Source organism: Isoptericola sp. NPDC058082, assembly GCF_042885055.1.
In the GTDB taxonomy this organism is placed as follows: Bacteria; Actinomycetota; Actinomycetes; order Actinomycetales; family Cellulomonadaceae; genus Isoptericola.
Window position 1 is genome coordinate 19890 of sequence record NZ_JBHVSQ010000026.1, and the last position, 13725, is coordinate 33614.

A 13725-nucleotide genomic window follows, 5' to 3' on the forward strand; every position below is an offset into this window, starting at 1 on the left:
CAGGAGGCGTCTTCACCCGCAGGTCGGCACCTCGACGTCGAGCAGCCCGCCCGCCGTCGTCGTCGGGGTCGACCAGACCTCCAGGCGGCCGGGCGGCGTGCCGCCCTCCTCGCCCGCCGGTGCGCCCGGCACGGCGAACCGCAGCGTGGCGCTCTCGCCCGGGGCGAGAACCACGGTGATGGACTGGGTGGGGCGTCCGTGCGTGGTGCGGGCCTCGCCGCCGACCGCGGCCCCGTCCCGTTCGACGCGCGGCGCCTCCCCGTCGCGGGGCCCCGCCACGGTCACGCCGAGGCTCAGGGTGCCCGGCGGGTGCGTGCCGCCCGGAACGCCGGCCACGTACCACGGCAGCACCGCGGCGGCGTCGTCGGGGGCCGTCGAGGCCAACGTCAGCTCGAGCGTGTCCACCCGGCCGGCGTCGGTGCACTCCGAGCCGACGACGTGCAGCGACGAGTCCAGGTACGCCGACATCTTCCCGGCCACGTGGTCGGTGAGGAACACGCCGACGGCGTCGGCGGCGCGCGGGGCGGCGGCGTACGACCCGGCGACCAGCGTGCCCTCCAGCCGCGCCTCCTCGGCGGGGTCGGCCGACCACACCCGCACCCGGTGCTCCCCGGCCGCGCGCTGCAGGCCGACGAGCAGCGTCGCCGGGGGGACTTCGTCGGACATGGACCGCGCGAGCACCGCGGCGGCGGCCTCCGCGAAGAACTGGTCGGCCGCCTCGGGGTCCAGGACGTCGTAGACGCGCCGCAGCAGCACGTCGACGGCGTTCTCGGCCGTCAGCTCCACGGTGTCGCGGCCGAGCGCGGTGGCGACCGGGCCCGACACCGGCACCCGCACGGGGCCCGTCTCGGCGAGCAGCTGGGAGAGCGCGACCGGGTCGGTGGCCAGGACGCCGTCGACCTGCTCGCCCTGGGCGCGCGCCCACATCTCGGCGGCCAGTGCGGCGGACGTCGGGAAGTCGGGGGTGGCCGTGACGTCCTGCACGAACATGCCGAGCCGGGCCGTGTACGCCTCGTCGTCGTCGGCGGACAGGGGGAGCACGGGGGAGCGGAACGGACCGACGGCGGAGGCCGCGACCTGGCGCACCACCTCGACGCGCCCGTCGTCCACCCGCAGCAGGACGAGCGCGCCCGGGATGCCGCCGCCCTGCCGCAGCTCGCCGGTGCTCATGCCCAGCAGGAGGTACGTGCGCGGTCCGTCCGCGCCGAGCATCGCCGGGCCGAGCGCGGCCGCGCGGTCTCCGGTCGCGACGGCGCCGGCCAGCTCGTCGACCCGGTCGCGCAGCGTCGCCACGGGGTCGGCGAGCTGCGGCAGCAGGGCGTCGGGGTCGACGGCGTCGAGGCGCGCCCGCGACGCGTCGACCGACGCCCGCGCCGTCGCCATCCCGGGCGCCGCCGCCTGCAGCGGCGCGAGGTCGAGCCCGCCGTCCGGGGTGCGATCGGTGGCGGCCACGGCGTCGGCCAGGTCGGCCAAGGGGGGCAGCACCTCGTCGGTCACGTCGTCGAGCACGACGGCGACGTCGACGGCCGCCCCCGCCGACGGGCCGACCACGGGCAGTCGGGCGGCGAGCCACCACAGCGGGCCGTCGGTCGCCTCGCGCGCGATCGTGGTCTGCGCCCGCAGCTCCGCCAGGGCGGGGGAGGAGGCGAGCGTCGCGGGGGTGTCGCCGTCCGCCTCCGACCGGGCCCCGGCGCGCAGCTCCTCCGCCACCGCGGGCACCTGCACCGCGGCGCGGGTGAGGGCGCCGCGCGCGGCGAGCGCGTCGCGGACCAGGAGCACCGCGCACACGGCGACGACCAGCAGGGCCGCGACCGTGCCGAGCAGCACCCAGCGCACGGCGCGCCGTCGGCGGGGTGTCGGCGCCGTGGGCTCCGTGCTGGCGGGCGCCGCGCCCGTGTCGACGGTCATCCCCGCACCGTAGGTCCGCGCGGCGCGGTCGGAGGGATGAATCTGCGGGTGATGTCGGCGCGCGCGGGTGCAAGACCAGGGGGTACGGCGACACAGTCGCGTCGAGGGGTGGCGCGCGCCCTCGCGCGCCCAGGACCGCAGGAGGCCCGGTGGACCCGGACGAGACGGCGCGTGTCGACGACGGCGACGACGACCGCGACGACACGGCGTGGTTCGACGCCCTCTTCGCCGCGCACGCGGGCGCGGTGCACCGCTACCTCGTGCGGCGCCTGCCCGCGGGCGGCGCGGACGCGGAGGACCTGGCCGCGGACGTGCTGGCCACCGCCTGGCGTCGTCGGGCGGACGTGCCGCGCGGCGCGGAGCTCCCGTGGCTCTACCGCACCGCCGGCTTCGTGCTGGCCAACCACCGCCGTAAGGCCCGGCCGACGCCCGTCGCCGTCGTGCCCGAGGTGCCCGACGACGTCGACCCGGCGGCGCTCGCCGTCGACGACGACCGCGTGCGTGCGGTCCTCGCCCGCCTCTCACCGCGCGACCGGCAGGTGCTCCTCCTCGTCGCGTGGGACGGCGTCGGGGGCGACGGGCTGGCGCAGGTGCTCGGCGTCTCGCGCGGGGGAGCCGACGCCGCGCTGTCCCGCGCCCGGGCGCGGCTGCGCGCCGCGTGGGACGCCGAGACCCAGGACGGCGAGACCCAGGACGGCGACGGTGCGGCCGAGGGCGACGCCGCGGCGCAAGCCGGCGCGCGATGACGACACAGACGGGGTGCGAGACGCCCGCCGGACCGGCGGGCCGTGGGGCCGGGAGGACAGCATGAGCCGGGACGAGGGCCGGGACGAGACGCGCGGTGACGTACCCCAGGGGGAGTCCGCGGCTCCGGACGTGCCGCGCGACGACCGTGACGACCGTGACGACGTGGCGTTCGCGCGCCTGCGGGCGGCGGACCCGGCCGCAGGGGTCGAGCCGGCGGGTGCGGGGTTGCGGGCGAAGGTCGACACCCGGCTGGCCGCGGACGGTGACGCGACCGTGGCCGAGGGGGCGGGGGGCGCCGGGGTCGACGACGGGGAGCGCGACGGCGACGAGCTCGCCGCCCGCCGTGGGTGGCGCCGCACGCCGTGGCTGGCCGCCGCGGGCGTCGTGGTGCTCGTGGCGGTGGGCGTGGGCGGGTACGCCCTCGGCGGCGCAGCCGCGCCCGGCGCCTCCGAGGCCGCCGGCTCCGCCGACGCCCCGGTCGTGCTGAACGGCGGCGGCCGGGGAGCCGGGCCGGCCGGCGACGACGCCGCGGCCGGCGGAGCGGCGATGGGTGCCGCGGAGGACTCGGCGGGGGACGGTGCGTCCGGCGCGGCGTCGTCGGCCGCGGCGGGCGACGCCACCCTGCCGAGCTGGTACTCGTCCGGTCGCGCGCTGTTCCACGGCGACGGCCTGTCCACCGCGGGCGGCACGGCGTCGGCCTACGCCCTCGACGCGACGGACGTCGCCACCCGTGAGGGGGCCGCCCGGCTCGCGGAGGCGCTCGGTGTCGAGGGGAAGCCGCGGTGGGAGTACGGCTGGTCCGTGGGCCCCCAGGACGGCAGCGGACCGCACGTCTGGCTGTCCGCCGACGGTAGCGCGACGTTCGGCTACAACGACCCCGGCGCCGACCCGTGGCGGTGCGAGGACGTCGTCGCGCGCAGCGACGGAGGAGACGACGGGGAGGACACCGAGCCCGCGTGCGACGAGCCGGCGACGTCGTCCGTCGGCGACCGGGAGGCGCGCGACGCGCTCACCGACGCCATGCGGAGCCTCGGCGTCGACCCCGACGCGTTCGAGATCGAGGTGGGCGAGAAGACCGACGGCGACCCCGGCCGGTGGGTCACCGCCTCCCAGGTGGTGGACGGCACGCGCACCGGGGCGCAGTGGAGCGCGACCGTCGGGGAGGAGGGCATCGCCTGGCTCGACGGCTTCCTCGCCACGACGGCCGACCTCGGCGAGTACCCCGTGATCAGCCCGGCCGAGGCGGTGGAGCGGCTCGGCGACCCGCGGTTCTCCGGCTCCGCCTGGCCGGTCGTGCTCGCCGACGAGGAGGCCATGTGGGCCGAGACCGAGGAGGACGGGACCGAGCCGTCCGCGCCCCCGGCTCCCCCCGCGGCCGGCGACCCGGTCGACTGGCCGGTGTCCGACGTCGAGATCACCGACGCCAGGCTCGGCCTGGCGCAGCAGACGCAGGACGACGGGTCCGTCGTCCTCGTCCCCGCGTACGAGCTGTCCGACGCCGACGGCAACGCGTGGTCCGTCGTCGCCGTCGCCGACGACGCGATGGACTTCTCGGCGCCCCGTTGAGCGCTGTCGAGCGCCGCGCCCGACGGCGCCGCCCCGGACGTGACCGCCACCACGCGGGCGGTCCCTGACGCGGAGCGCGGGTGCGGGTTACGGTCGTCGTGACCTGTCCCGGAGCACGAAGGAGAACTCCTATGTCCACCCGCACCGCACGCACCGCCTGGAACGGCGACATCCAGCAGGGCTCCGGCCGGGTCGAGCTCGCCAGCTCGGGCGTCGGGACGTTCGACGTCTCGTTCCCCCGCCGGACGGCGGACGCCGCGGAGGGTGTCACCAGCCCGGAGGAGCTCATCGCGGCCGCGCACTCGTCGTGCTACGCGATGGCGTTCTCGCTCGAGGTGGCGAACGCCGGCGGCACGCCGGGCAAGACCGACGTGACCGCCGACGTCACCCTGACCCCGGCCGCGGGCGGCGGTCTCGAGATCTCGAAGATCGCGCTGACCGTCGTCGGCTCCGCCGCCGGGATCGACGCCGACACGTACCGCGCCGCCGCCGAGGCCGCGAAGGCCGGCTGCCCGGTCTCCAAGGCGCTGGCGGGCGTCGGCGAGATCACGCTGGACGTGACCTTCGAGGGCTGACCGTGAGGTAGTCCGCACGACGGCGAGGTAGTTCGCACGACGGCGAGGTAGTTCGCACGACGGCGAGGTAGTCCGCACGACGGCGAGGTAGTCCGTGCGCGGACTACCTCGCCGTCTGTCGTACTACCTCGCGGTGCTTCGAACTACCTCGCGGAGTTTCGTACTACCTCGCGTGGAGGGGAACTACCTCGCGGGGATCGGGACTACCTCGGCGTCAGCGGGCGGCGAGGGCCTTGCCGGCCGCGACGGCGTCCTCCTCGGCCTGCTTGGCCATCACGGCGGCGAGGTCGGTGAACTGGTCCAGGGCGGGGTTGACGCCCACCAGCGTGAACTCGCGCTCGACGACGGTGAGGTCGGCCTGCCAGAGGTCGGCGAGGATGCGCCGCAGGTAGTCGGTGTTGTGGTCCCAGCCGGCGCGGGGGCTGCCCTCGCCGTAGGAGCCGCCACGGGTGGTGACGAGCACGGTGGGCTTGCCCTCGAGCACGGGCACGCCCGCGCCCGCGCCGGTCGTGACGAGGTCGATCCAGGTCTTCGCGTGCTGCGAGACGCCGTAGTTGTACAGCGGCAGGGCGAGGACGAGGGCGTCGGCGGCGCGGACCTCGTCGGCCAGGGCCGCGGCGAGGTCGAGGGCGGCACGCTGCTGCGGGGTGCGCTCGGTCTCCGCGACGAACCCGCCTGAGGTGGCCTGGGCCCAGGCGTCCGCGGGCAGCGGGTCCTGGCCCAGGTGCCGGGAGACGACGGCGGTGCCGGGGCGGGCGGCCGTGACCTCGGCGACCACGGCGTCGGCGAGGGCCGAGCTCGCGGACAGGTCGCCCTGGATGCTGGCGTCGAGGCGAAGAAGCGTCATGAGGTGGTTCCTCCGGTGCGGGGGTCGCCGGCGGGCGGGCGACGGGCGGGAGAGGGCGTCCGGGAGGACGTCGTCTTGAACGTTCAACACGAACGTACCCGCGACGGTGTTGATCGTTCAAGTCGGCCTAGGATGGGGTATGCCGTCCGCACCGACCGACGCCCCGGTGTGGCTCGACGAGGACCAGCAGCGGAGCTGGTCGTCGGTAGCCGCGCTCCTCATGACCCTGCCCGCCACGCTCGACGCGCAGCTGCGCGCCGACGCGGGGCTCAACCTCTTCGAGTACCACGTGCTCTCCGCCCTCGGGGAGGCTCCTGACCGCACCCTCGGCATGTCCGACCTCGCGGCACTGTCCCGCGGCTCGCTGTCGCGCCTGTCGCACGCCGTGGGTCGCCTCGAGCGTTCCGGCCTGGTCGAGCGCACCGCGTGCTCGGACGGGCGACGACGGATGGAGGCGCGGCTCACGGAGGCGGGCTGGCGCAAGCTCGAGGCGGCCGCCCCGGGGCACGTCCGGGAGGTGCGCCGCCTCGTGGTGGACGCCCTCGGCGAGGACCAGCTCGCGGCGCTCGGCGCGGCCGCCGACGTCGTCGTGCGCACGATCGACCCGGCGCTGGCGTGCGCCGAGCGCGCCCGCGGCACCGGCTGCGGGCCGCTGCCCGCGGAGTCAGCCGAGCAGGGGCGGTGAGCCGGCGCCCGTGCCGGCGATGACGCCCTCGACGGTCTCGCGCAGCACGTCGCGCGGGTCGTGGGTGGGTTCCCAGCGCAGCAGCTCGCGGGCGCGCGTCGCGTCCAGGACGACGTCGGCACGGGCCATGTCGAACCAGCCCACGTCGATGGGCGCGAGGCGCAGCCGAGAGGCGACCGACAGCCCGGTCCGCGCGACGTCGGGCGAGACCTCGACGCTGCGGCCCGCGGAGAGCGTGTCGGCGAGGTCGGCCGACGTGAGCCAGCCCTCGGGGGCGAGGTTGAACGCCCCGGGGTGGCGGCCGACGACGACGGCGCGGTACGCGTCGGCGGCGTCGTCGACGTGCATCACCTGCAGGCGCAGGCCTGCGAGCGCGGGCACCGCGGGCAGCAGCGCTCCCTCGGGGGCGCGCTTGGCGGCGAGCCGCAGCGCGCGGGTGCCGAGCGGCCCCAGGAAGTAGCGCCCGAGCTCGGCGCCCGCCTCGCGCTGCAGCATGAGCGCGGGCCGCACCCGCGTCACGACCAGCCGCGGGTGCCGCGCGGCGACGTCGTCGAGCATCCGCTCGACGGCGGCCTTCTGCACGGAGTAGGACGACGTGCGTACGCCGCGCCGCGGCCAGTCCTCGCGCACGAGGCCGCCGTCGTCCGGGCCGGGGGAGTAGACGCCGGAGGTCGAGCCGAACACGAGGTGCGGGACGCCGCCGCGCACGACGGCGTCGGCGACGGCCCGCGAGCCGTCGAGGTTGAGGCGCCGGGCCTGCCCGGAGTCGCGGGCGGACGGCGGCGCCCAGGCGAGGTGGACGACGGTGTCGGCGCCGAGGAAGGCCTGGTCGAGGCCGCGCACGACGGCGTCGGCGGTGTCGGTGAGGTCGACGCGGACCCACTCGGCGGCGGAGTGCGGGTAGGCGACCGTGCTGCTGCCGTCGGCACGGGGCACCCGCCGGGCGACGCCGACGACCGAGGTCACGGCGGGTTCGCGGGCCAGGGCGCCCAGCACGGCGGTCCCGACGTTCCCGCTTGCTCCCACGACGACGACGCGCACGGTCCGACCGTAGCCGCGGCGGCGTCGCGGCGCGCGTGCAGCGCTCGCGTGTACCGGCCACACGAGGTGTATGGCCAACACGGTGTGTATGCCGTACGCTCGTGTACGTCATACACAGACCGACCGGAGGGGAACGGCCATGAACGACCCGATGATCGCGGTGCGGGGGCTGCGCAAGTCCTACGGACGCACCGCCGTCCTGCGCGGCGTCGACCTCACCGTCCGACGCGGCGAGATCTTCGCGCTGCTCGGACCGAACGGCGCGGGCAAGACGACCACCGTCAACATCCTCACCACGCTGGTGCAGCCGGACGGGGGCACGGCGACCATCGCGGGCGCCGACGTCGTGAAGCAGCCCGCCGCGGTGCGGCGCAGCATCGCGCTGACCGGCCAGTACGCGAGCGTCGACGAGTTCCAGACGGGCGAGGAGAACCTCGTCATGATGGCCGACCTCGCGCACCTGCCGAAGCGCGTCGTGCGGCGTCGCGCCCACGAGCTCCTGGAGCGCTTCGACCTGACCGCAGCGGCCCGTCGCCGGGTCGGCACCTACTCGGGCGGCATGCGCCGTCGGCTCGACCTGGCGATCAGCCTCGTCGCCGACCCGGCGGTGCTCGTGCTCGACGAGCCCACCACCGGCCTCGACCCGGCGTCGCGCTCCCAGCTGTGGGAGGTCGTGCGCGGGCTCGCGGACGACGGCACCACCATCCTCCTCACCACCCAGTACCTCGAGGAGGCCGACCGGCTGGCCGACACGATCGCCGTCCTCGCCGAGGGCACCATCGCCGCGCGCGGCACGGCCGAGGAGCTCAAGGCCCTCGTCGCGGGGGACCACGTGCGCGTGACGTTCGACGACGCCGCGAGCCTCGCCACCGCGCGCGAGCTCGGCGTCGCCGGCCTCGACGCCGCGGAGGAGGACCTCAGGGCGCTCGCGCTCACGTTCCCGAGCGCCGAGCCCGTCCGGGCCATCCGCGACGTCCTCGACCGGGCCGAGTCCCGAGGCCTCGCCGTCGCGGGCGTGAGCGTGGTCAAGCCCACCCTCGACGACGTCTTCCTGGCGCTCACCGGCAGCGCCGCCACCGACCGCACGACCCGCACCACCGACCAGACCGCCCCCGAGGAGGCCCTGCGATGACCACCACCCTGGCCCCGCCCGCGCGCACCGCGCACGGCGCGGTCCGTCCGGCGTCCGTGCACGCGCCCCTGCGCGACGTCGCCACCATGACCCGGCGCGAGGCGCGCCGCTCCCTGCGCTCGGTCGACGGGCTCATCACCGCGTTCGCGCTGCCCGTGCTCATCATGTCGGCGTTCGTGATCGTCTTCGGCGGCGCCATCTCCGGCGGCACCGGGGGCGAGTACATCGACTACGTCGTGCCCGGCGTGCTCGTCATGTGCCTGGGCATGAACTCGGCCACGGCCGCCACGGGCGTCGCCCAGGACATGACCACGGGCACGATCGACCGCTTCAAGACGCTGCCCATCTTTTCCTCGTCGGCTCTGTGGGGGCACGTCATCGCGAGCGTCGTGCGCAACCTCGCCTCCGTGGTCGTGGTGCTGCTGGTGTCGCTCGCGTACGGGTTCCGGCCCGACGCCGACCTCGGCCAGTGGCTCGGTTTCGTGGGGTTCACGGTGCTCGCCGTCGTCACGTTCACCTGGCTCTGCGTCGTGTTCGGGCTGGTCCTGAGCGTCGAGGCGTCCATGTCCGTGAGCATGATCTTCCTCTTCGTGCCGTACCTCAGCTCGGGCTTCGTGCCGGTCGACACCATGCCGGACTGGCTGCACGGCTTCGCCGAGCACCAGCCGTTCACCCCGATCATCGAGTCGGTGCGCGGCCTCCTCGCCGGGGCGCCCGACGCCGGCACGATCGTCACGGCGTGCGTGTGGCTGGTGGGCTTCCTGGTCGCGAGCGTCGTCGTCGGCGGCGTCCTGTACCGCCGTCGGACCGCCCGCTGACCAGCGGTCGTCGTCGGTCGAGCCTGTCGAGGCCCCGGTGCGGTCCCGACAGGCTCGGTCGCGAGGAGGTTCAGGGATGATGAGCGCATGACGGACACGCCGGAGACGGACCTGCCCGAGTCGGCCCTGCCGGGTGCGGAGCTGCCTGACCTGCCGCCGCGTCTCGCGCTGGCCTGGGGCGCGGCCGAGCGGCCGGAGCGCGTGCCCCGCCGCGAGCTGAGCATCGAGCGCATCGTCGAGGCCGCCGTCGAGATCGCCGACGCGGAGGGCCTCGCCGGCGTCTCCATGGCGCGGGTGGCCAAGAGCCTCGGCTTCACCACGATGTCGCTGTACCGGTACGTCACCAGCAAGGACGACCTGCTGCTGCTCATGCAGGAGGTCGTGCTCGACCTGGAGTTCCCGCCGCCGCACGAGCCGGCGGACTGGCGGGCCGAGCTGCGCGAGTGGGCCCTGTTCACCTTCGAGCTGTTCCGCCGGCACTCCTGGGTCCTCGACGTCCCCGTCACCGGCGCGCCGATCACCCCGGCGAGCCTACGCGCCCTCGACGCCGGCCTGCGCGCGCTGCGCTCGACGCCGCTCGACGACGGCGACAAGATCGCGACCATCCTGCTGCTCAACGGCTTCACCCGGAACGCCGCGCTGCTCGACCGCGACCTCCGGCAGGCCAACACGGCCGGCACCGACGCGGCCGCGGCCGTGGGCCCCGAGCTCGCGGACACGCTGCGCGCCCTCGTCGACGAGGTCCGGTTCCCGTACCTGCGCCCCATCGTCGAGCGCGGCTCCTACGCCGCGTACGGGACGAGCACGTTCGACGACGAGGAGGACGTCGGATGGGGGCTCGAGCGCACCCTCGACGGCGTCGCGGCGTACGTGGCCGCGCGGGCGGCGGCCGGCGGGCCCGACCCGGAGACCCCGCCAGGCGGCGTCCCGCAGGACGAGGGCGTCGCCGAGGCGCTCGCCGTCGCGCAGCGCTACGCCTCCGACCCCAAGGTCAAGAAGGCGGCGGCGAAGCGCAAGGACGTCGAGCGCCGGCTCCGCGAGGAGCAGAAGAAGGTGCGCGAGCGGGAGAAGGCGCTGCGCGAGGCGCGCAAGGCGGAGGCCGAGGCCGTGCGGGCCGCGCAGGAGAAGGCCGACCGCGGCTGACCTTCGAGCAAGCGGTCCGGCGCGGGAAGACGTCGGTTCCCGCGACGGACCGTCTGCTCGAAGGCGGGACCGATCGGGTGCCGTGCCGTGGACGCGGCGGCGCCCCCGGGGGACGAATGGCAGAATCGGCGCGTGCCAGCCCAGACACCGACGACCCCGACCCCGGACGGTGACGTGGACCTCGCGCCCACCCGTGACGAGGCGGAGAGCGCGGCCAGGCGCGCGGCCGACGAGGCCCGCGCGGCCGTCGTCTCCGCGCTGCGGACGGTGATCGCGGGCGACGTCGACTCCTCCACCCGGCGGCGCGCGGAGTACTCCACCGACGCCTCGAACTACCGCGTCGTGCCCGACGTCGTGGCCTTCCCGCGCAGCTCGCGCGACGTGGTCCGCGGCCTGGAGGTGCTGCGCGAGCTGAAGATTCCCGTGACGGCACGGGGCGCCGGCACCTCCGTGGCCGGCAACGCGGTCGGCACGGGCGCGGTGCTCGACTTCTCCCGGCACCTGAACCAGGTGGTCTCGGTCGACCCGGAGGCGGGGACCGCCGTCGTCGAGCCCGGCACCGTGATGTCGAGCCTGCAGCGCGCGGGCGCCGCCCACGGCCTGCGGTTCGGCCCGGACCCGTCCACGCAGAACCGCGCGACGCTCGGCGGGATGATCGGCAACAACGCGTGCGGCCCGCACGCCGTGGCCTACGGCCGCACGGCCGACAACGTGGTGGAGCTCGACGTCGTCGACGGGCGCGGGCGCCGCTTCACCGCGGGCCGGGGCGACGCGACGTTCGCCGCCGTGCCGGGCCTGGCAGAGCTGGTACGCGAGAACCTCGCGCTGATCCGCACGCAGTTCGGCCGGTTCGGGCGCCAGGTGTCGGGCTACTCGCTGGAGCACCTGCTGCCGGAGAACGGCTCCGACCTCGCCAAGGCGCTGGTGGGCACCGAGGGCACGCTGGTGACGGTGCTCGGCGCCACGCTGCGGATGGTGCCCGTGCCGTCGGCGCCGACGCTCGTCGTGCTCGGCTACCCGGACATGCCGGCGGCGGCCGACGACGTCCCGCACCTGCTCGGCCACAAGCCGCTCGCGATCGAGGGGCTCGACGCGCGCCTGGTCGACGTCGTGCGCAAGGCGAAGGGCGAGGCCTCCGTGCCGGCCCTGCCCGAGGGCGCGGGCTGGCTGATGATCGAGGTCGGCGGCGCGAGCCAGGACGAGGCGAGCGCCCGGGCGGAAGCTGTCGTGACGTCGTCGTCGGCCCTGTCCTCGCTGGTGCTGCCCGCCGGGCCGGACGCCACCAAGATGTGGCAGATCCGCGCCGACGGCGCGGGGCTCGCGGGCCGCACGCCCGCGGGCGAGCAGGCGTGGCCGGGCTGGGAGGACTCCGCCGTCCCGCCCGAGCGGCTGGGCGCGTACCTGCGCGACCTCGAGGACCTCATGGAGCGCTACGGCGTCGACGGGCTGCCCTACGGGCACTTCGGCGACGGCTGCGTGCACCTGCGCATCGACATCCCCCTGGAGACGTCGGGGTCGGTGCTGCGCACGTTCATGACCGACGCCGCGCGGCTGGTGGCGTACCACGGGGGCTCGCTGTCGGGGGAGCACGGCGACGGCCGCGCCCGCTCCGAGCTGCTGCCGCTGATGTACACGCCGGAGGCGATCCGGCTCATGGAGCGGTTCAAGGCCCTGTTCGACCCCGACGACCTGCTCAACCCGGGCGTCGTCGTGCGGCCCGCGGCCGTCGACGCCGACCTGCGCCGGCCCGCGGCGAAGCAAGTGCTCTCGACGCTGCCCGTGGGGGACCGGGGGATGGCGGGCTCGGGTCCGCTGCACGGCATCGCGAAGCGGGCGGGCCACACCGGCTTCTCGTTCGCGCACGACCACGGCGACCTCACGACCGCCCTGCACCGCTGCGTCGGCGTGGGCAAGTGCCGGGCCGACAACCACGCCTCGGGCGGGTTCATGTGCCCCAGCTATCAGGCCACGAAGGACGAGAAGGACGTGACCCGCGGGCGGGCGCGCGTGCTGCAGGAGGCCGTCAACGGCACCCTCGTGGGCGGGCTCACCGCGCCGGAGGTGCGCGAGTCCCTGGACCTCTGCCTGAGCTGCAAGGCGTGCTCGTCCGACTGCCCGGCGGGCGTCGACATGGCGCAGTACAAGTCCGAGGTGCTGCACCGTACCTACAAGGGGAAGCTGCGCCCCGTCGACCACTACGCCCTCGGCTGGCTGCCCCGCTGGGCGCGGCTCGCGGGCGGGATGCCGCGGTTCGTCAACAAGGTGCTCGGCGTGCCGTGGATCGCCAAGGCGGTGCTGTGGGCGGGCGGCATGGACACGCGACGGCAGGTGCCGCAGTTCGCGGAGATCCCGTTCCGGACCTGGTGGAGCCGGGGCTGGGCGTCGCACGGAGTGCCCGGGCTGGGCGCCGGCAAGACCCCGCACGACCGTCCTTCGGGCGCGCGCCCGAAGGTCGTGCTCTGGGCGGACTCGTTCAGCGACGCGCTCGCGCCGTCCGTGCCGCAGGCCGCGGTGAAGGTGCTGACCGCGGCCGGGTACGACGTCGTCGTGCCCGACCAGCAGGCGTGCTGCGGCCTGACCTGGATCTCGACCGGTCAGCTCGACGGCGCCCGCCGTCGGCTGTCGTCGCTGCTGTCCGTGCTCGGGCCGTACGCGGTGAACGGCATCCCGATCCTCGGGCTGGAGCCCTCGTGCACCGCCGTGCTGCGCTCCGACCTGCTGGACCTGTTCCCCGACGACCCGCGCGCCCAGGCCGTCGCCGACGCCACGCGCACCCTGGCGGAGCTGCTCACGTCGCCGGAGACCGCGCCGGCCGCCGGGGCCGGCTGGGAGATGCCCGACCTGTCCGACCTCACCGCGGTCGTGCAGCCGCACTGCCACCAGCACTCGGTGATGGGTTTCGACGCCGACGAGGCGCTGCTGCGCGCCGCGGGCGCCGACATCAAGGTCCTCGCCGGCTGCTGCGGGCTGGCCGGCAACTTCGGCATGCAGAAGGGCCACTACGACGTGTCCGTCGCCGTCGCCGAGAACGCGCTGCTGCCCGCGCTGCGCGAGCGCGCCGAGGGCACCGAGTTCGTCGCCGACGGCTTCTCCTGCCGCACGCAGGCCGTGCAGCTCGAGGGCACGCAGGGCAAGGCGCTGGTGGAGGTCATCGCCGAGCGGCTCGACCCCGCGAGGTAGTCCCGAATCTGCCGAGATGGGGTTGAAACCGGTTAGGGAGATGGGGGACCCCGCCAAACCTCCACCACCCCCAGAAACCTCGG

At 75.7% G+C, this 13725-nt stretch carries 11 protein-coding genes; 8 read left to right on the plus strand and 3 right to left on the minus strand.

The features are described 5' to 3' along the window. Positions 1–12: 12 nt before the first annotated feature. A complete protein-coding gene (locus ACFVS0_RS20770; protein ID WP_430589005.1) occupies positions 13–1908 on the minus strand; it encodes a DUF4012 domain-containing protein in 1896 nt (631 codons plus the stop codon). A gap of 149 nt (positions 1909–2057) precedes the next feature. Here ACFVS0_RS20770 and ACFVS0_RS20775 point away from each other — a divergent pair, with 149 nt between their 5' ends. The 3 genes from ACFVS0_RS20775 to ACFVS0_RS20785 all read left to right on the plus strand — a co-directional run bounded on the left by ACFVS0_RS20775 (position 2058) and on the right by ACFVS0_RS20785 (position 4796). Beyond that, positions 2058–2654 carry an RNA polymerase sigma factor gene (locus ACFVS0_RS20775; RefSeq protein ID WP_430589006.1) on the plus strand — a complete coding sequence of 199 codons (597 nt, stop codon included), beginning with the start codon at positions 2058–2060 and terminating at the stop codon, positions 2652–2654. Between the two features lie 61 nt (positions 2655–2715). Continuing rightward, on the plus strand, positions 2716–4221 hold the full coding sequence (locus tag ACFVS0_RS20780; protein ID WP_430589007.1) for a hypothetical protein: 1506 nt from the start codon (positions 2716–2718) through the stop codon (positions 4219–4221). A gap of 131 nt (positions 4222–4352) precedes the next feature. Further along, complete coding sequence (locus ACFVS0_RS20785) at positions 4353–4796, plus strand: OsmC family peroxiredoxin (RefSeq protein ID WP_430589008.1); 444 nt, start codon at positions 4353–4355, stop codon at positions 4794–4796. A 214-nt stretch (positions 4797–5010) separates the two neighbouring features. Here the strand turns inward: ACFVS0_RS20785 and ACFVS0_RS20790 are convergent, their stop codons facing one another. Continuing rightward, positions 5011–5643, minus strand: a complete 633-nt coding sequence (locus ACFVS0_RS20790) for an FMN-dependent NADH-azoreductase (RefSeq protein ID WP_430589009.1) — start codon at positions 5641–5643, stop codon at positions 5011–5013. Positions 5644–5782: 139 nt separating this feature from the next. Between ACFVS0_RS20790 and ACFVS0_RS20795 the strand changes: the two genes are divergently transcribed. Then, positions 5783–6328 carry a MarR family winged helix-turn-helix transcriptional regulator gene (locus tag ACFVS0_RS20795; protein ID WP_430548553.1) on the plus strand — a complete coding sequence of 182 codons (546 nt, stop codon included), beginning with the start codon at positions 5783–5785 and terminating at the stop codon, positions 6326–6328. Here ACFVS0_RS20795 and ACFVS0_RS20800 read toward each other — a convergent pair. Further along, positions 6308–7369 carry an NAD-dependent epimerase/dehydratase family protein gene (locus ACFVS0_RS20800; RefSeq protein WP_430589010.1) on the minus strand — a complete coding sequence of 354 codons (1062 nt, stop codon included), beginning with the start codon at positions 7367–7369 and terminating at the stop codon, positions 6308–6310. The genes ACFVS0_RS20795 and ACFVS0_RS20800 overlap by 21 nt on opposite strands. Positions 7370–7508: 139 nt before the next feature. On the opposite strand from ACFVS0_RS20800, the gene ACFVS0_RS20805 reads away from it, so the two are divergent. The 4 genes from ACFVS0_RS20805 to ACFVS0_RS20820 all read left to right on the plus strand — a co-directional run bounded on the left by ACFVS0_RS20805 (position 7509) and on the right by ACFVS0_RS20820 (position 13642). Next, positions 7509–8501: an ATP-binding cassette domain-containing protein gene (locus tag ACFVS0_RS20805; protein ID WP_430548555.1), complete on the plus strand. Its 993-nt coding sequence runs from the start codon at positions 7509–7511 to the stop codon at positions 8499–8501. Further along, complete coding sequence (locus ACFVS0_RS20810) at positions 8498–9319, plus strand: ABC transporter permease (RefSeq protein WP_430548556.1); 822 nt, start codon at positions 8498–8500, stop codon at positions 9317–9319. The genes ACFVS0_RS20805 and ACFVS0_RS20810 overlap by 4 nt, the downstream gene beginning before the upstream one ends. An 87-nt stretch (positions 9320–9406) precedes the next feature. Continuing rightward, positions 9407–10462 (plus strand): TetR/AcrR family transcriptional regulator, encoded by a 1056-nt coding sequence (locus tag ACFVS0_RS20815; RefSeq protein ID WP_430589011.1) that lies wholly within the window; start codon positions 9407–9409, stop codon positions 10460–10462. Between the two features lie 132 nt (positions 10463–10594). Then, a complete protein-coding gene (locus ACFVS0_RS20820; protein WP_430589012.1) occupies positions 10595–13642 on the plus strand; it encodes an FAD-binding and (Fe-S)-binding domain-containing protein in 3048 nt (1015 codons plus the stop codon). Positions 13643–13725 lie beyond the last annotated feature (83 nt).